Consider the following 17,736-nt stretch of genomic DNA (forward strand, 5'->3'; position numbering starts at 1 on the left):
TTAGCAGCCGTCGGATTATGGTTCAGCATTAACTCAATCAAGGTGCATATTGAGCAAAAATTTCCTCAATCATATTATTGATTGGAGTCCAGTCAATTGCAGCCATATTTCCATTAGTGGGAATCGCATTAGCCGCAGTTAAATCCTGACCATTCTGGTTGCGCGTATTCACTTCAACATCCATTGACAAACCTACCCGCAGCGGATGTGCAGCCAGCTCTTTCGGATCCAGAGCAATCCGCACCGGCACACGCTGTACCACCTTAATCCAGTTACCGGTTGCATTTTGTGCCGGCAACAGTGAGAACGCAGCTCCTGTACCTGCTGACAGACCGGCTACCTTACCGTGATAAGTCACCTTACTGCCATATACATCAGCACTGATTTCCACCGGCTGACCAATACGGATTTTAGCTAGCTGACTTTCCTTAAAGTTTGCATCCACCCACACATTATTCAATGGTACAACCGCCATCAGTGCAGCACCGGTTGCTACCTTCTGCCCTACCTGTACATTACGCTTGGCAACCTGTCCGTCAACCGGAGCCTTAATCTGAGTACGTTGCAAATCCAGCCATGCACTCTTCAGATGACTGACAGCAGTCATCACTGCCGGCTGCTGACGCAGCGGAACATTGTGACCCAATACAGCTTTGGCCGCGCTTTCCTGTCCCTGCATAGCTTTCAGATTAGCCTGTGCTTCCTGTACTGCATCACGCGCATGACTCAGCTCCTCAGCAGAGATGGCATCTGTACCGGCCAGACTCTGGCGGCGCTGTAAGTCAGCTTGCAAACGTTTTAACTGTGCCTGTTGCGCTGCAACCTGTGCACTGGCCTGACGTGATTGAGCAGTCTGCTGCTGATTCTGGCGAATTGCATTAATCAGCTCATCATGTGCCCGTTCAAACGCCAGCTGCATATCACTGTTATCCAGCTCTACCAGTACCTGACCGGCTTTCACAGTTTGCGTATCATCCACATTTACCTTTTGTACCGTACCGGTAATTTGCGGGGTTATCTGTACCAGATGACCATTTACATACGCATCATCGGTAGATTCTTTATGCTGCCAAACCAGCAGATACATCAGCAGACAACCCAGTGCAATCAGCAGAAAAATCACGGTCAGCAACACGAGTTTACGTTTGCGGCCGGCCGGTACACGTTCTGACTGCGGCTGAACCGCCGGTTGTGAGGTGGTTACCGCCTCGTTAGTTTGCTTTTGTTCACTCATACGAAAATAGCTCAATAAAATTTAAAAATAACAGTAAATTAACGAGTAGCCTCAGCATCTGACATCTGGAAACCGCCGCCCAGAGAAGCATGCAGACTATTCCAGCTTTGCTGCTGCCAGGCAATGGTTTTAACCAAATCAGCCCGTGCACTCAGAGCAGCGTCTTCACGCTGTAGTCTGGTAATAGCATTGTCCAGACCGGCTGCCTGACGCTTGCTGCTGGCAGCCGCATTTTTCTGTGCCACCTGCCATGCCTGCTGCTGTAATGGCAGTGCCACAGTACTGTGCTGATAATCACTAATTGCATCAGCTGCCTGCTGCAAGGCAGTCAATACGGTTTTATCATATTGAGCTACCTGTTCATTATAAGCAGAGCGTTTACCGGATAATGCCGCCTGTAAACTGCCTGAAGTAAATAACGGCAGAGTAATGGCCGGTACAACGCCCAGCATCCGTGAAGAAGAGTGCACCAGATCAAACGCATCAACATGCGCAAGACCTGCCAGACCCTTAATTTCAATATTAGGATAAAAAGCAGCCTCAGCCGCCTTTACACCAAAATAATTTGACTGTAACAACGCCCGCTGTGCAGCAATATCAGGCCGCTGCCCTAAAATATCCGCCCGCAAACCATCAGTCGCAACTGCCGGCACCTTACCCAATGGCTGTGGTACTGCTTCCGGCAACTGGGTCGGTGATAATCCGACCAGTGCCGCAATACCATGACGGGTACGTTCAATATCCGCCTGAGTCTGACGTAGAGCGCTTTGCAAATTCAGTACAGTCTGCGTAACAGCATACTCATCACTTGCCGGCTGCAAACCTGCGCGAATCCGGTTTGCAACCAGCTTCTGCAACTGCTGATTCACTGCAATACGCTGTTTCAGAATATCCGACTGTTCCTGTAACTGCTGCCATTGCGTATATTGCGACACAATACTCTGGCTCAGTACCAGCCGGGCCTGTTCCTGCTGATAAGAAGCTGCAAGACGAGAACCCAGCGCAGCCTTAATCAGATTACGCTGTCTGCCCCAGAAATCAAAAGTATAATTAACCGCTACCGCAGCCATTTCATTACTGAAAACATGATTCGGGTTATCCCCGTCCCGGTTTGAGTCAGGCTTCGGATTCAGATAGGCGGCCACGCCATTAGCCTGTACCCCGACCTGAACACCAGCCTCGCCTCTGGCACCACGCCATTGAGCCTCAGCTTCTGCAATACGCGCAGCCGCAATACGTAAATCCGGCGCATTGGACAAGCCGGTTTCCACTAATCTGTTTAACAATGGCTGATTCAGCCCAAGCCACCAGTTTTGTTTTACTGCTACAGTCTGCCCTGCCGGCAATTGCAGCTGACCGGCATCCTGTGGATTTTCTAACTCAGGCTGTTTGCCAAAATTGGCACAAGCAGATAACAGCAGCAAAGCAACAGGGCTAACAAGAGCCAGCTGACGTAATCGGGGCGCAGATACAGTTAATTTCATGCAAATCTCAGCAAAAAGTTAAGCAGCGGTTAATAACTTAGTTAACAGCTGCTGTAATTGTTCATATTCCGGTTCACTCAGGGCTGACCATACCCGCCGGTGTACCTCATTGGTTTCCGGACTAACCGTTTGAATCAGATCTTCACCGGCTTTAGTTAGCTTCAGCGTAATTTTGCGCCGGTCATAAGGATGAGTAGAGCGCGTAGCCCAGCCATTAAGCACCAGTTCATCCGACAAACGCGTTGCACTGGTACGAGTCAGATTCAGAATACTGCTCAGTTCTGATGGTAAAATCTCATGATTCGGTCGTGAATACACTGCCAGCAATGCATGCCACAGACTTTCTGATAAATGGTGCTTGTGTAAACGCTCATTCAGCTCACCGTGAATCGACGTATGTACCAGACGGATTAACCGGCTGAGCATCACCAACTGAACATTCATGCTTGGCATTTTCACTGCCAGCACCTCTAAAGTAGCTTCCAGTTCGGTAGCAGGAAGAGAAAAACCCATCTTAGAACACCTCAAAATCCAAAAAATAAACCATTTTAATAACCATACCACTTATTATAAATGAAGCTTATTATTTAGCTGAAAATATTCCATCCCTAAAATAGTCACTACCTTAGCAAATTTTTTGAAAAGCCCTCTTATCTATCTGTATATCTGCATATTGCCGGTAACAGTAAATACCCTATACCGTTATCGTTTTTTCCAGCCCTCATCTATCACCTGTCAAATACAATTACCGGAAACAGACTCTACAGACCAGAACAGCAAATTGCTTTAGTGCATCATCCGTCGTTGCAGAAATGAAACAACCCGGACAGCATTCAGCAATACCGGTTAACCGGTTTTCAACTCAAAAAAACCATCACTTAAACTTGTTAATAATTGGCTGCAAAGACCATAAACATAATTATTTTTCTATACAAACCATAAAGTAACAACTCAAAACCATACTTATGTGTTAAGAGCATAATTATATTTAATAACAGATTAAATATAGAGACATTTTGAATTTTTTTACGCCTTATTAACCAGATACCTGTTTTACCGGCTTTTCCACAACAACCTTTGACACCAGCCTTAAACAAAATTGCATCTTCCACTCTGTACAAAACTGCAATTTTCTTAGCAAATACATTACCAATAACGACATAAGCAGCATATTCAGCTTATTCCGCAGACAACCTACCGATACAACATCATCACAATATATACATATCCTGACTAACTACTGCATCAGCAAAAAAACAGGCTGTTTCAAAAGCAGCCTGTTTCTACATAACAAGAATTAAATACCTGAGGCTTCACGCAGCAGTTGCGCTTTATCCGTACGTTCCCAGGTAAATTCAGGCTCTTCACGCCCGAAATGACCATACGCCGCTGTTTTCGCATAAATCGGTCGCTGCAAATCCAGCATTTTAATAATACCCTTCGGACGCAAATCAAAATGTTCCTGCACAATTTCAATCAGCCTGTTTTCATCGATTTTGCCGGTACCGAAAGTATCAATCGCAATTGATGTAGGCTGTGCAATACCGATAGCATAGGAAATCTGAATCTGACACTGACTAGCCAGACCCGCGGCAACAATATTCTTCGCCACATAACGGCAGGCATAAGCAGCAGAGCGGTCTACCTTGGTAGGATCTTTACCGGAAAAAGCACCGCCGCCATGTGGAGCTGCCCCGCCATAAGTATCCACAATAATTTTGCGTCCGGTAAGGCCACAGTCGCCTTGCGGACCGCCAATAACAAAACGCCCGGTCGGATTAATCAGATATTGCGTCTCTTCAGTCAGCATATCAGCAGGTAATACCGGCTTAATAATATATTCTTTGACCGCTGCAACCAGCTCATCACGCTCGATATCCGGCTCATGTTGCGTAGACAGCACCACAGTATCAATGCGTTTTACCTTTCCGGTTTCACTGTCATACACACAGGTAAGCTGTGCCTTGGCATCAGGACGCAGCCACGGCAGCTCACCACTTTTACGCACTTCACTCTGACGCTGCATCAGCCGGTGTGCATAATAAATTGCAAACGGCATCAGCGTAGGCGTTTCATCACAGGCATAACCGAACATCAGTCCCTGATCGCCTGCACCCATGTCCAGGTCAAGCCCTTCCCCTTCATTAACCCCCTGAGCAATATCAGGAGACTGCTCGTCATAACACACCATTACCGCACAGCCACTGGCATCAAACCCCAGTTCTGATGAGTTATAACCGATACGTTTAATTGTATCGCGTGCAACTTGTATATAATTAATATGCGCACGTGTAGAAACTTCACCGGCCAGAACACATAAACCGGTATTTACCAGAGTTTCAGCTGCAACACGTGCAGTAGGATCCTGAGTCAGGATAGCGTCTAAAATAGAATCGGAAATCTGGTCGGCAACTTTATCCGGATGACCTTCGGATACCGACTCGGAAGTAAACAGAAATTCACTCATAATTGGCGGATACTTTCTGATGCTAATCAAGCATTATGATGGGCAGTTATAAATGCTTTTGTTACAATGTCGCCCAAATTTTCGAGTTTGAGATACAGAACGGATGCAAAAGCTGGTTTATTTCATATTTTTCCTGTTGGCATTAATCCCCTTACCTGTTTTACAGGGTTTAGGTTCCGTACTGGGGCGCCTTGGCTTTTACTTCGCCACCAGTGAACGTAAACGCACAACTAAAAATCTGCATTTTAGCAAACTTGCCGCCAACGACCAAGAATCAGAAAAACTGGTTAAATCCATTTTTGCAGAAACAGCCAAAAGCGGGCTTGAGTTATCCATAGCCTGGACCCGCTCAAGCAAGCATATCGTCTCATTATTTAAAGAAGTACACGGCTGGGAACACATAGAAGCCGCTATTGAACGCAACGAAGGTTTGCTTTTAATTACACCACATCTGGGCAATTATGATCTTGCCGGCCGTTTTCTGAGCGAAAAACTGCCTTTCCCGCTTACCGCCATGTACCGCCCGCCTAAAATAAGCTGGCTGGAAAGTGTTATGAATAGCGGACGTGTGCGTGATAACGGCTATACCGCTCCTGCCAATATGCTGGGGGTAAAACAAATTGTACGGGCGTTAAAAAATAAGCAGGCTACCATTGTACTGCCCGATCAGGTACCCGGCGAAGGTGAAGGTGTATGGGCAACTTTTTTTGGTCAGCCTGCCTACACCATGACCCTAGCCTCCCGTCTGGCCATCATGCCTGAAGTAACTCCCCTGTTCTTTTGCGGCGAACGCCTGCCGCACGGTCGCGGCTTTGCCCTTCATATCGCACCACTTGAAGGCACACTCAACGGCAACCGCGAGCATGATGCACAGATTATTAATAATAATGTTGAAAAATGGGTAACACGTTTCCCAAGCCAGTACCTGTTTGGCTATAACCGGTATAAATGGCGTAAAAACAGACCTACTACCTAAAAAACCATCAAAAAATTAGCAAACTATATCTTATATAAACAATATAGAAACCACAGAAGAATTATCTTTAAATTATAATTATTCAGAAATTATTTAATACATTATTTAATTAAAAATCGTCATATCAATTTAATAAATATTTATCAAGTATGATCTGAAATTAGATTGAATAAAATTATATAGATTAATTTCTACTAGATACAAATCATTAATTATTATTAATAAAACAAATATATTAATCTTAAAATTAATACTAAAAATATAAATAATTTGTTTAGCAAAAAATATTAAACAATTATCTAATTATGATTTGTTTTATTTTTATTAAACTATATAACTTGTAATTTTTTGCTTTAATATTTGTCCGTAAAACTCGACTTAATCCAGACCGATGCGATGCTTAATCGTAACCGGAATATTAACCGTTTCCTGCATAGCATTAAGCATTGTGCTACCAGTTCAACTTTACACATCAGACAGATACCAAAAGCACCTTGCTGTACCCGCGAGCTGGTGCTGAGGCAGCCGCAGTTCAGATTAATTTCATCATACTCATAACCAGCAGTAATTATAGCAGCCTGTACTAGAACTGCCCGCTTACTGCCGCCCTGCTGCTAAGCAATAGGTTGCTCCTGCGGATAATATGCCAGTAATCTGTTTCAAAATTTACAATATATCTTTATTGACCTATTCACAAAAAAAGAGCCAATAAAGGCTCTTTTTTGAATATATAAACTGTTTTGGTAGTGGCAATACAGATTAACGTTTTGAGAACTGTTTTGCACGGCGTGCTTTGCGCAGACCGAATTTTTTACGTTCAACTTCACGTGCATCACGAGTAACCAGACCAGCAGCAGACAGAGTTGGTTTCAGAGCTGCATCGTAGTCAATCAGTGCACGGGTAATGCCATGACGAATCGCACCAGACTGACCGGTTTCACCGCCACCTACAACATTTACTTTAATATCGAAAGCTTCCAGATTTTCAGTCAGTACCAGAGGCTGACGAACAATCATGCGACCGGTTTCGCGACCAAAAAATTCATCCAGCGGACGACCATTTACAATAATCTGACCGCTACCCTTTTGCAGGAAAACACGAGCCACTGAACTTTTGCGGCGACCCGTGCCGTAGTAATATTTACCGTTCATTGCGTGTCCTTAGATATCCAAAACTTTAGGTTGTTGAGCAGCATGGCCATGTTCTGCAGTAGCATATACTTTCAGTTTTTTAATCATGGCATAGCCCAACGGGCCTTTAGGTAACATACCTTTAACGGCTTTTTCCAGCGCACGGCCAGGAAACTGGTTTTGCATTTCAGCAAAAGTGCGCTCATAAATACCACCAGGAAAACCTGAGTGGCGATAGTATTTTTTGTCAGTCTGTTTCTGACCAGTCACACGCAGTTTGTCAGCGTTAATTACAATAATGTAATCACCAGTATCAACATGTGGCGTGTATTCTGGCTTATGTTTGCCACGCAGACGGCGGGCGATTTCAGCAGCCAGACGACCCAGAACTTTGTCTTGAGCATCAACCACATACCAATCGCGCTTCACCTCATGGGGCTTAGCTGAAAAGGTTTTCATAAAAGCTAATCCAGATAAATATACGAAAGCTTCTAATATTAAAGATTAATCAATTGATTGTCAATTGCTGTACAGGGTTTGTATGACAATTTCCCTGTACTGAGCAGGATACAGTTGCATTGATGATTACATCTGTAGTCATATTCAGCCGATACGTTTGAAAGGTGGTAAACACGCCAGTAACTGTTTACCATATCGCGCAGTCAGAATACGATTATCCAGAATAGTAACCCGGCCGTAATCTGTTTCAGTCCGAATCAGCCGCCCTACGGCCTGAATCAGCTTGATACTGGCTTCCGGCACAGTAATTTCCATAAACGGGTTACCGCCGCGTGCCTCTATCCATTGATTGCGGGTTTTCTCAATCGGATTATCCGGCATAGCAAACGGCAACTTGGCAATAATGACCTGCACACACATCTCACCGGGTAAATCCAGACCTTCAGCGAAACTGTCCAGACCGAAAATAATACTTGGACGACCGGCAGCAATTGCCTCATGATGGCGCTCTAATAATATCTGTTTAGGTATTTCTCCCTGCACCAGCAATAAGGGCAAATGACTGTCCGGCAATTTCAGCGCGACCTCCTGCATTTGCCGCCGTGAAGAAAATAATACCAGCGTCCCAATAGGTTCGCTTTCATTAATTAGCTTCGGCAGCCAATTAACAATTTCGCTGCTATGCGCTGCCGCATCTTTCGGGCTGGCTGCCAGTGCCGGTATATACAGCTCACCCTGTTCTGCAAAATGAAACGGGCTGTCCAGTGCCAGCATAGTAGTATCAGGCAGCCAGCTCAGGCCTGTTTGCTTTAACAGTAAATCAAATGTACCCAGTGAGCGTAATGTGGCCGAGGTCAGCAATGCCCCCGCCGCCCGCCGCCACAAACCACTGGCCAGCTTACTGGCACTGGTAATTGGAGAGGCATGAAAGTTGTAGTCAACCTTATCTTTAGCTATCCGAGTAATCCATTTAGCCAGTGGTGCTTCGCCTTCAACTTTTTCCGTGGACATTAAATCCCATACATCCACGACCTGTTCAGTTCGCGCCAGCAGCATGCCCAAATCAGTACTGAGTTGATCAAGCAGGCTGCTATCCTTATTCTTATCTCGTCTAGAGGCAGATAATGCCTCATTCATACCATTTAAATGTTTCAGCAGCATTCGTGCGGCGATAGCGGTATTATTTACCAGCATATTCAAACTCAATGGTATTTCACCATCCGGCCACAGCCAGCTGCTTTCTTCGATACCGTCCTGTACTGCCAGACTGGGTTCATCAGCCAGACAAATCAGCCATTCCTGCAAACTTTCCTGCAAACCTGATGCAGCTTCAACAGCCAGCACTGCAAGTTCACTTTTATCCAGCACACCAGCTACTTTATCTACAATATTACCAATCCGGTCTAAAAACCATAATGTCTGATTCAAACTATGTTCAGCCGCAAATTGCTGTAAAGCTTTATGCGGTAAATGGTGCGCTTCATCGATACAATAAAAACTGTTGGCCGGTGCCGGCAAAATTACACCACCGCCCATGCCGATATCAGCCAGCAGTAAATCATGATTGGCTACCACAACATTCACCGTTTCCAGCGTCTCCCGCGCCAGAAAAAAAGGACACTCGGCGCGGTTCGGGCACCCGGATTTCAAACAACCATGGCGATCATTAGTTACTTTCTGCCATAAACCGTCGTCAATTTGTTCCGGCCATGTATCCCGGTCTCCATTAAAAGTACGGGCAGCAAACTGATCTGCCATATTACGCAATACTGCCAATTCTTCTTTTTTAGGCTTCCGCTCCCAGAGTACCATTTGTGGTTCAAAACCCTGCAAACTGTCCTGTGCGTTTAATTGGGTTAATTGATACAGTTTATAGGGACATAAATAACGTCCGCGTCCTTTAGCCAGAGCAAAACTAAGACTCAGTCCGCTGTGTCTGACTACAAACGGTAAATCACGCCCGACCAGTTGTTCCTGCAAGGCAACAGTCGCACTGCTTACTACCAGTATTTTGCCGCGCGTCTGCGCCATAATTCCGCCGGCAAGTAAATATGCCAGACTTTTACCCACTCCTGTCGGCCCCTCTACTACAACGATAGACTCACCATTGCGCTCCGGTGCATCCTCACCATCCTGCTGTTGCTGAGTGCGTGAAAATGCATTGGCAACAGCTGCAATCATTTCCCGCTGTGCCTGCCGGGGCCGGAAATTAGGCAAACTTCTGGCAATACTTTGGTAATGATCACGTATGGCGTTTTTTTCTAAATCAGTAAGCATAACAATTCAAACAATAGGTAAATAGCATAAACCCATATTCTTTTTAGTAGTAAAGTTATTTAAAATCAGTATATTTACAAACTAATTCCAATTATATACTTAAATTCCATATTAAATTTTTAGCAGGCACATTATGAACAAAATTATCTATTTCGTTTTATTCTGTCTCGTGACAACAGGTCTTATTGCCTGCTCTAAAACTCAGCAAGATTCCACAGCAGACAGTACGACCAAAAAAGAGCTGGTTTTTGGTGCCTCTGCTATGCCTTACAGCACAGTATTTGAACAAGGCATTAAACCTATTCTGGAAAAACAGGGCTACACCATTAAAACCATGAATTTTTCCACGCTGGAAGTGAATAATCAATCTGTTAATAACGGTCAGGTTGATTTTAATCTGGATCAGCATACCGCCTATCTTAATGTCTTTAACCGTGAAAAAGGTACACATCTGTATCCTCTGGTGCATATCCCTACCATACCGGCTGCTATTTACTCAGACAAATACGCATCCTTTCAGCAGGCACCCAATGGTGCTACTGTGCTGATTCCCAGTGATCCGGCCAATACTTCGCGTGCATTGCGCATTCTGACCGATAATCATTTCATTCAGCTCAAATCCGGTACTAACCCGATTCTGGCAACATCCAGAGACATTGTCAGTAATCCAAAACAATTGAAAATTAAAGAAATGGATTCAGTCATGATTCCGCGCACACTGGGTGAAGTAGATTTCGGTTTCGCCTCCGGTGGAATAGCTTACCAGTCTAAACTTGATCCGAAAAAAGCCGTACTTCGTGAAAAAGTAATTCCGGAAATGGAAATGGTGGTTACCATTAATGAAAAAAATAAAGATACTCAGTGGGCAAAAGACTTAAAAGCAGCCTATCAATCACCAGAATTTAAACAATTTATGCAGAAATACAATCAAAATCAGATGTGGGCACTGCCACAAGGTGAATAAACCTATTACATCCTGAAAATTGCCGGTAATACTACCACGCATTACCGGTAATCCATCTATAAACTCATCACCTAACAGTAAAAATTTAAAAACGTATTAGCAGTTCACTAATTATTAATCAAAACACTGAAAATAAACCCCGCACTGTAATATTTATTAACGGGTGTTTTGCAGTATGGCGTAACAAATCGGCACAACAGCCTAACATCTTTAATAAAAATAACAAAACAACAATTTTGAATACATTTTATAATAGAGAAATTACATAACTTATTTATATAAGCATGACTCTCTACAGTATCAAACCTGCTTTTCAAAAATTATTACGCCCGCTCATGTTCTGGCTGTATCGAAAAGGCGTTACAGCAAACCACATTACCCTTTCTGCAATTGGTCTTTCTGTATTAATCGGTGTCATACTGGGCATTTTTCCGCATCCGGGATTATTCTGGCTGCTACCGATTACATTGTTTATCAGAATGGCGCTCAATGCACTGGATGGCATGCTCGCTCGTGAATGTAATCAGCAAAGCCGGCTTGGTGCTGTCTTAAATGAATTGGGCGATGTCTTATCCGATATTGCCTTGTATGTGCCGTTCATTCTGTTACCGGGCAGTAATACAACTGTGGTAATGCTAATGCTCTTCTGTGCAGTCCTTACGGAATTCTGCGGCATTCTTGCACAAACAATCAATGGCATCCGCAGCTATGCGGGTCCCATGGGTAAAAGTGATCGCGCCCTGATTTTCGGTACATGGTCTTTATTACTGGCTATCTGGCCAGAATTAACATCATGGAACAATCTGCTGTGGTGTGTATCAATTGTCTTACTGGTCTGGACTTGTGTTAACCGTTGTCGCAGTGCGCTGACCGGAGAACACTGATATGCTGTTGCAAAAATCCTTACTGGTTATTTTCAGCCTTTTATTACTGGCTACAGTTATCAATGGCTTATTAGTGTGCCTGAAACCAGATAAAGACTGGCATGAACTCACACTGCGTATTCGAACGTGGTGGATTATTATTATACTGTTTTCTCTGGCATTAATCAGTCCATCCTGGTTAGGGATATGTTTTTTTGCTCTGGTCAGCTTCATGGCGTTAAAAGAATATTTAACGCTGGTACCGGCACGCCATGCAGACCGTATGCCTATCCTGTGGATGTTTATCACTATTCCGATTAATTACTGGTTAATAGGCAGTAACTGGTACGGTTTTTTTATTATATTTATTCCGGTATATATGTTCCTGTTTTTACCGGCACGAATGGTCATTGCTGGTGATACCAAACATTTTCTGCGTACAGTGTCTCAATTGCAGTGGGGTTTGATGACCACTGTATTTGCTTTCAGCCATGTTGCCAGTTTGCTGGTACTGCCGAATGATCATCAGCAAACTGGTGCACTATTGGTACTGTTCCTTGTGGGTTTAACAGAATTCAATGATATTACTCAATATTTGTGGGGTAAATCTCTGGGTAAAATCAAAATAACACCTAAAGTCAGCCCGAACAAAACTCTGGCCGGACTACTTGGCGGCATAGCCAGCACGACAATTGCAGCCGTGCTGCTGGGTCCTATACTGACACCACTGAGCTGGGAAATGTCCTTACTTGCCGGTCTGATCATCAGTGTAAGCGGATTCTGTGGTGATATTGTCATGTCTGCAATCAAGAGAGATATTGGTATTAAAGACAGCGGCACGATATTACCCGGTCACGGAGGTATTCTCGATCGTCTGGACTCATTGATTTTTACTGCACCGGTATTTTTTCATTTCGTTCGTTATTTTTACTACTAAATCATGCTTAAATCATTACTCAAACCCTTATTTGCATTATGTATAGAATGGCCGTTTATGCGTTTTTGGCTGGGTTTGCGTATTCATCAGCATCACAATCTGCCTAAACAGGGTCCAGCAATCATTGTTGCTAATCATAATAGCCACATGGATGTATTTGCACTGATGGGTCTATACTCACCTTTACAGCAAAATCAGATTCATCCGGTAGCTGCAGCAGATTACTTTCTGAGTAATAAATGGCTGGCCTGGTTTGCAATTAATATTCTCAACATTATTCCGGTTAACCGTCAGAATGGCGGTCAGAACAATCCGCTTCAGGGCTGTGAAGAAGCCTTACGTCAAAACAAAATCCTTATCCTATTTCCAGAAGGCTCTCGTGGCGAACCCGGAAAAATGCAACCGCTCAAATCAGGTATCTGGTATTTAAGTGCTGCTATGCCAACTGTACCCATCATTCCGGTATGGCTACAGGGAACTGAACAGATTATGGCTAAAGGTAATCGTATTCCGCTGCCTCTATTCATAGACATTAATATTGGCAGTGCCATGTATTACCAGCCGGATAAGGACCAGTTTAAAGCAGATTTATTAAATAATTTACTCGCATTGCGTCCGCAATATACGAAAAGAGATTCTGATGACTGAACAACGCCAAGCAAAAGAAAGTACATTTTATACCAGCGATAAACAAGAATTATTTTATCGACACTGGCCTGCAATTACCTCCGGCACAATATGTAAAGTTATTGTATTGTTTCACCGCGGACATGAACATTCTGGTCGTTTGCAGCACATTGTCGATGAGCTGAACATGCCGGATACGGATTTTTATGCATGGGATGCCCGCGGGCATGGCCACTCTCCCGGCCCTCGCGGTTACAGCCCGTCTCTGGCTCGTTCTGTACAGGATGTGGATGAATTTATGCATTTTGTTGGCGCAGACAGCCAAACTCCCCTTTCGAATATCATAGTGATTGCCCAGAGTGTGGGAGCAGTACTGGCAGCAACATGGGCACATGATTACGCCCCGAAAATTCGCGGACTTGTATTAGCCTCTCCTGCATTTAAAGTAAAACTGTACGTGCCGTTTGCCCGGCCATTGCTTAGTTTCGGACAATATGTGAAAGGTCTGTTCTTTGTTAATTCCTATGTCAAAGGCAAGTATCTGACCCATGATCCTGAACGTGTTAACAGTTTTAATAATGATCCACTGATTACCCGTGCAATTGCAGTAAATATTTTACTGGATTTATACCGTACAGCCGACCGCGTCATTGAAGATGCTGCTGCTATTACTTTACCTACGCAACTGCTGATATCCGGTCAGGATTATGTAGTGCACAGGCAACCACAACTGGATTTCTATCAGCGTATTCGCAATCCGCTCAAAGAAATGCACATTCTGCCCGGTTTTTATCACGACACATTGGGCGAACTTAACCGAGAAAAAGCTTTTACAAAAATTCGTAGCTTTATCGATACCTTATATCAGCAGCCAGTAGCCGCTTTTAATTATCAGCATGAAGATCGCTGGAGCCCGAGTGCAGATAACTGGCGTGAATTAAGCGGCGGACCGGTTCCGCTTTCTTTCAGTGCCTTTAGTTATCGTGCCTTACATAAAGGTATGACAACCCTTGGTAAACTTTCTAATGGCATTAAACTGGGTTGTGAAACTGGCTTTGATTCCGGCAGTACACTGGATTATGTTTATCAGAATCAGCCTCAGGGTCAAAACTGGCTAGGAAAACAATTTGACAAAGCCTATCTCAATAGCATTGGCTGGCGAGGTATCCGGCAACGCAAAATTAATCTGGAATATATGATTAAACAAGCTGTATCAAAACTACAGGAAGAAAATCTTCCGGTTCGGGTTGTTGATATTGCTGCCGGTCATGGTAGGTATGTCATTGAAGCATTATCCAATATCAATGTAGTTGAAGAAATTTTATTACGCGACTACAGTGAACTTAATGTCAGCAAAGGTCAGCAGATGATTGCTGATTATGGTTTAAGCAATAAAGCGCGATTTGAAATTGGTGATGCCTTCAATCTGGAACAACTCGCAGCACTTACACCTCAGCCTACACTTGGTATTGTTTCCGGACTGTATGAACTTTTTCCGGATAACTCTCTGTTACGCAATTCACTAAATGGTTTAGCAGCAGCTATCCCTGCCGGTGGTATCCTGATTTACACAAATCAACCCTGGCACCCACAATTGAAAACCATTGCATGGTCTTTAACCAGCCATCGTCAGGGTCAGCCGTGGATTATGCGTAATCGTTCGCAAGGTGAAATGGATGCTCTGGTAAGTGCAGCCGGTTTTGATAAATGTGCACAAATTATTGATGAATGGGGGATTTTCAGCGTATCCATGGCAATTCGCCGTGCATCATGAAGTTGCGCAGTCAATTAAACTGTTTGGCAGTAGGCTGGTTAATCATTCTGGCGCCGTTTTTCTTGGTAACGTATGAACTGGTTAATCAGTTTACTGCCACACGAGCTGATATTAATAGTGTGGTATATAGCTGGGAACAATACATCCCATTTATTCCGCTCACTATTATTCCTTACTGTAGTCTAGCTTTGCTCTATAGTATATCTTTATTTTTGTGTCGCTCTGTATCTGAACAGACTCGTCAGGCCTGCCGGTTAGTATTAGCTTCTACAATAGCCTGTATCAGTTTTTTACTATTTCCTCTTCGTTTTAGCTTTATCCGTCCCAAAGTTGAAGGTTTTACCGGCTGGTGGTTTAATCAGCTGGAGCAGTTTAATTTATCTTATAATCAATCTTCAATACTCTATATCATCCTAAGCTGGCTGCTGTGGCAACACTTTTTACAACATACTCCTAAACGTCTGCGCTGGCTGATTCATTGCTGGTTTCTGTTAATTGGTATTTCTGTATTGACGACATGGCAGCATCATTTTATTAATGTAATCATCGGCGTAGCTATTAGTATGTTTATTGACTGGCTAATACCGGTTAAAAAAATACCAAAAACCCATATTCATATACCGTGTACACAGTCAAAAAAGCTGACTAAGTATTATGCAACAGCAGCGCTTGTGTGCTTATGTTTTGGAATTTATTCTACTCCGTGGTTATTATGGCTGGCATTATCTTTATTTATTGTCAGTTGTTCATATCATTTTGGTGTTAATACAATATATAAATCACAGCATGGTAAATATTCAGCGGCTACTTATATTCTGTTATTTCCCTGGCGATGTCTGATGACTATTTCCAGATGGCTGTATACCCGTAAAATTCCTGCTATCAGCCCAATCAATGAGCACATTTTTATGGGTAGTTATCCTTGCAGCAGTGTTAAACAAAAAGCCATTCTGGATTTAACATTCGAATTTCCACGCGCCCAATCTTCATATAATCGCGTGTATACATGTATACCTATGCTGGATCTGGTTTGTCCCAGTATGATGCAATTGCAACAAGCTGTCAGTGAATTAGAAAAATTACGTATACAGCACAATAGTGTTTTAATCCATTGCTCATTGGGACTATCACGTAGTGCCATTGTAGTAGTAGCATGGCTGCTGGCTTTTGATGATTTTAAAACCGTAGAACAGGCCTGTACATTTGTGCAGCAACAACGCCCGCAAATTGTACTAGGCTCCAAACATATGGAACTTCTTGAGCAATGGCATATCAACATAACCCAGAATCCAATGAACATGAACTTAGTAAGGTGTTAGTCAACCACACATTAGCAAGCTGGCGCTTTTTGTTATTGATGGCATTAATACCTTTATTATGGGCAATATTTTGCGCATCTGCCTGCTTAATACGTTCACTGATCACAGCTGGTGCCGGTATAGTTATTTATCAATGCTGGCGGCTATGGCTGGATAATTATTATATTTCTGAACTCACTCAGGAAAATAACCGGCAGGCTGGTATTATTCTTACTTCTATTTGGCAAAAACAAAAACTGCAAGATTTTACTTTGGAACAAAGATATCAGGGAGCACTGAAGCAACTCAAATATTCCTTAATAAGCTGTGCTCTGCTCTGGCTAATCTGGATTATTACTTTAGTGTTTAAATGAAATATCTATAGATTTAATGATAAAAATAAGATTAATTTATGTTAAATTAAAATGGTATAGAAATTTTTTATACATAAACAGTTAAGCGAATAAGCGATACATCTGTCACTTTCTTTATTCAAAGCAGTAGTCACTTAAATTTTCAATATAGATTATACTAATCGTCTTTTTTGTATCAATAAAAAACTAATCAGATGAGTCTGCACATAGCTCTGTATCAACCCCAAATTCCTGCTAATACCGGCAATATCGCCCGCACTTGTGCGGGCACACATACCAGCCTGCATTTAATCCATCCATTAGGTTTTTCTACAGATGACAAGATGCTTAAGCGTGCTGGTCTGGATTACTGGCCTCATGTAGATATTCATTATCATGATAGTCTGGAAGCATTCATCAGTATGACTGAAACCCAAACTAATGCACAGGTCTACCTGATAGAAACCTACGGCACACGCAACTACACTCAGTTCGACTACAGCGACCGCAATCAGCAAATCTACTTTCTCTTCGGTCGCGAAACCACCGGACTGCCCCAGGCATTCGCACAAGCACGCGCCGAGCAATGTCTGCGTATTCCGCAATCAGAGCACATCCGCTCACTAAACCTATCCAATGCCGCCGCCATCGTCCTCTACGAAGCGCTGCGTCAGCAGTCCTTCCCCTCTCTAACCTAGATACAGCAACAGCAGCCATATGGCTGCTGCGTTATTGTTTTTTCTTCTGTGGTACTTCTCAGTATTAAAGTAAGAAACCCGGCTGACTGATCAACCGGGTTCTTCTATGGGGAGTCTGGCGGTGTCCTACTTTCACATGGGCGATCCATACTATCATCGGCGCTAGGTCGTTTCACGGTCCTGTTCGGGATGGG

General features: G+C 43.5%; 16 protein-coding genes and 1 pseudogene. 9 read left to right on the forward strand and 8 right to left on the reverse strand.

Going from position 1 to position 17,736, the window contains the following annotated elements; genetic code table 11:
* Window positions 1–37: 37 nt before the first annotated feature.
* The 4 genes from H3T84_RS11375 to metK form a co-directional block, all read right to left on the reverse strand.
* Window positions 38–1,234, reverse strand: coding sequence for an efflux RND transporter periplasmic adaptor subunit (locus H3T84_RS11375; protein ID WP_025329939.1), 1,197 nt, complete (start codon window positions 1,232–1,234; stop codon window positions 38–40).
* A 38-nt stretch (window positions 1,235–1,272) separates the two neighbouring features.
* The gene (locus H3T84_RS11380) at window positions 1,273–2,718 is read right to left on the reverse strand and encodes an efflux transporter outer membrane subunit (RefSeq protein ID WP_198219174.1); all 1,446 of its coding nucleotides are present in this window, start codon (window positions 2,716–2,718) and stop codon (window positions 1,273–1,275) included.
* 18 nt (window positions 2,719–2,736) lie between these two features.
* On the reverse strand, window positions 2,737–3,231 hold the full coding sequence (locus H3T84_RS11385) for a MarR family transcriptional regulator (RefSeq protein ID WP_037393212.1): 495 nt from the start codon (window positions 3,229–3,231) through the stop codon (window positions 2,737–2,739).
* Window positions 3,232–4,015: 784 nt separating this feature from the next.
* Window positions 4,016–5,185: a methionine adenosyltransferase gene (metK, locus tag H3T84_RS11390; RefSeq protein ID WP_198219176.1), complete on the reverse strand. Its 1,170-nt coding sequence runs from the start codon at window positions 5,183–5,185 to the stop codon at window positions 4,016–4,018.
* A 103-nt stretch (window positions 5,186–5,288) separates the two neighbouring features.
* On the opposite strand from metK, the gene H3T84_RS11395 reads away from it, so the two are divergent.
* The gene (locus H3T84_RS11395) at window positions 5,289–6,161 is read left to right on the forward strand and encodes a lysophospholipid acyltransferase family protein (RefSeq protein WP_198219178.1); all 873 of its coding nucleotides are present in this window, start codon (window positions 5,289–5,291) and stop codon (window positions 6,159–6,161) included.
* Between the two features lie 381 nt (window positions 6,162–6,542).
* Here the strand turns inward: H3T84_RS11395 and H3T84_RS11400 are convergent.
* The 4 genes and pseudogenes from H3T84_RS11400 to dinG all read right to left on the reverse strand — a co-directional run.
* A pseudogene (locus tag H3T84_RS11400) lies at window positions 6,543–6,775 on the reverse strand (tRNA-dihydrouridine synthase); the annotation flags it as partial.
* A 145-nt stretch (window positions 6,776–6,920) separates the two neighbouring features.
* Window positions 6,921–7,313 carry a 30S ribosomal protein S9 gene (gene rpsI, locus H3T84_RS11405; protein WP_025329932.1) on the reverse strand — a complete coding sequence of 131 codons (393 nt, stop codon included), beginning with the start codon at window positions 7,311–7,313 and terminating at the stop codon, window positions 6,921–6,923.
* A 9-nt stretch (window positions 7,314–7,322) separates the two neighbouring features.
* Complete coding sequence (gene rplM, locus H3T84_RS11410) at window positions 7,323–7,751, reverse strand: 50S ribosomal protein L13 (RefSeq protein WP_025329931.1); 429 nt, start codon at window positions 7,749–7,751, stop codon at window positions 7,323–7,325.
* Window positions 7,752–7,895: 144 nt separating this feature from the next.
* Window positions 7,896–10,028: an ATP-dependent DNA helicase DinG gene (gene dinG / locus H3T84_RS11415; RefSeq protein ID WP_198219180.1), complete on the reverse strand. Its 2,133-nt coding sequence runs from the start codon at window positions 10,026–10,028 to the stop codon at window positions 7,896–7,898.
* Between the two features lie 133 nt (window positions 10,029–10,161).
* Here dinG and H3T84_RS11420 point away from each other — a divergent pair, with 133 nt between their 5' ends.
* The 8 genes from H3T84_RS11420 (at window position 10,162) to trmL (ending at window position 17,542) form a co-directional block, all read left to right on the forward strand.
* Window positions 10,162–10,992 (forward strand): MetQ/NlpA family ABC transporter substrate-binding protein, encoded by an 831-nt coding sequence (locus H3T84_RS11420; RefSeq protein ID WP_198219182.1) that lies wholly within the window; start codon window positions 10,162–10,164, stop codon window positions 10,990–10,992.
* Window positions 10,993–11,276: 284 nt separating this feature from the next.
* Complete coding sequence (locus H3T84_RS11425; RefSeq protein ID WP_198219184.1) at window positions 11,277–11,876, forward strand: CDP-alcohol phosphatidyltransferase family protein; 600 nt, start codon at window positions 11,277–11,279, stop codon at window positions 11,874–11,876.
* 1 nt (window position 11,877) lies between these two features.
* Complete coding sequence (locus H3T84_RS11430) at window positions 11,878–12,792, forward strand: phosphatidate cytidylyltransferase (RefSeq protein ID WP_198219186.1); 915 nt, start codon at window positions 11,878–11,880, stop codon at window positions 12,790–12,792.
* Window positions 12,793–12,849: 57 nt separating this feature from the next.
* The gene (locus H3T84_RS11435; RefSeq protein ID WP_198219188.1) at window positions 12,850–13,440 is read left to right on the forward strand and encodes a 1-acyl-sn-glycerol-3-phosphate acyltransferase; all 591 of its coding nucleotides are present in this window, start codon (window positions 12,850–12,852) and stop codon (window positions 13,438–13,440) included.
* A complete protein-coding gene (locus H3T84_RS11440) occupies window positions 13,433–15,193 on the forward strand; it encodes a bifunctional alpha/beta hydrolase/class I SAM-dependent methyltransferase (RefSeq protein WP_198219190.1) in 1,761 nt (586 codons plus the stop codon). The genes H3T84_RS11435 and H3T84_RS11440 overlap by 8 nt, the downstream gene beginning before the upstream one ends.
* Window positions 15,190–16,512, forward strand: a complete 1,323-nt coding sequence (locus H3T84_RS11445; protein WP_198219192.1) for a phosphatase PAP2/dual specificity phosphatase family protein — start codon at window positions 15,190–15,192, stop codon at window positions 16,510–16,512. Before H3T84_RS11440 ends, H3T84_RS11445 begins: the two co-directional genes overlap by 4 nt.
* The gene (locus H3T84_RS11450) at window positions 16,458–16,865 is read left to right on the forward strand and encodes a hypothetical protein (protein WP_198219194.1); all 408 of its coding nucleotides are present in this window, start codon (window positions 16,458–16,460) and stop codon (window positions 16,863–16,865) included. The genes H3T84_RS11445 and H3T84_RS11450 overlap by 55 nt, the downstream gene beginning before the upstream one ends.
* Window positions 16,866–17,059: 194 nt before the next feature.
* A complete protein-coding gene (trmL, locus tag H3T84_RS11455; protein ID WP_198219196.1) occupies window positions 17,060–17,542 on the forward strand; it encodes a tRNA (uridine(34)/cytosine(34)/5-carboxymethylaminomethyluridine(34)-2'-O)-methyltransferase TrmL in 483 nt (160 codons plus the stop codon).
* Window positions 17,543–17,736: the final 194 nt, after the last annotated feature.

This window comes from Snodgrassella sp. M0110, assembly GCF_016101465.1.
In the GTDB taxonomy this organism is placed as follows: Bacteria; Pseudomonadota; Gammaproteobacteria; order Burkholderiales; family Neisseriaceae; genus Snodgrassella; species Snodgrassella alvi.

Coding starts and splice junctions, on each gene's coding strand:
- H3T84_RS11375 (WP_025329939.1), bottom strand. CDS start 1,234: ATGAGTGAACAAAAGCAAACTAACGAGGCGGTAACCACCTCACAACCG.
- H3T84_RS11380 (WP_198219174.1), bottom strand. CDS start 2,718: ATGAAATTAACTGTATCTGCGCCCCGATTACGTCAGCTGGCTCTTGTT.
- H3T84_RS11385 (WP_037393212.1), bottom strand. CDS start 3,231: ATGGGTTTTTCTCTTCCTGCTACCGAACTGGAAGCTACTTTAGAGGTG.
- metK (WP_198219176.1), bottom strand. CDS start 5,185: ATGAGTGAATTTCTGTTTACTTCCGAGTCGGTATCCGAAGGTCATCCG.
- H3T84_RS11395 (WP_198219178.1), top strand. CDS start 5,289: ATGCAAAAGCTGGTTTATTTCATATTTTTCCTGTTGGCATTAATCCCC.
- rpsI (WP_025329932.1), bottom strand. CDS start 7,313: ATGAACGGTAAATATTACTACGGCACGGGTCGCCGCAAAAGTTCAGTG.
- rplM (WP_025329931.1), bottom strand. CDS start 7,751: ATGAAAACCTTTTCAGCTAAGCCCCATGAGGTGAAGCGCGATTGGTAT.
- dinG (WP_198219180.1), bottom strand. CDS start 10,028: ATGCTTACTGATTTAGAAAAAAACGCCATACGTGATCATTACCAAAGT.
- H3T84_RS11420 (WP_198219182.1), top strand. CDS start 10,162: ATGAACAAAATTATCTATTTCGTTTTATTCTGTCTCGTGACAACAGGT.
- H3T84_RS11425 (WP_198219184.1), top strand. CDS start 11,277: ATGACTCTCTACAGTATCAAACCTGCTTTTCAAAAATTATTACGCCCG.
- H3T84_RS11430 (WP_198219186.1), top strand. CDS start 11,878: ATGCTGTTGCAAAAATCCTTACTGGTTATTTTCAGCCTTTTATTACTG.
- H3T84_RS11435 (WP_198219188.1), top strand. CDS start 12,850: ATGCGTTTTTGGCTGGGTTTGCGTATTCATCAGCATCACAATCTGCCT.
- H3T84_RS11440 (WP_198219190.1), top strand. CDS start 13,433: ATGACTGAACAACGCCAAGCAAAAGAAAGTACATTTTATACCAGCGAT.
- H3T84_RS11445 (WP_198219192.1), top strand. CDS start 15,190: ATGAAGTTGCGCAGTCAATTAAACTGTTTGGCAGTAGGCTGGTTAATC.
- H3T84_RS11450 (WP_198219194.1), top strand. CDS start 16,458: ATGGCATATCAACATAACCCAGAATCCAATGAACATGAACTTAGTAAG.
- trmL (WP_198219196.1), top strand. CDS start 17,060: ATGAGTCTGCACATAGCTCTGTATCAACCCCAAATTCCTGCTAATACC.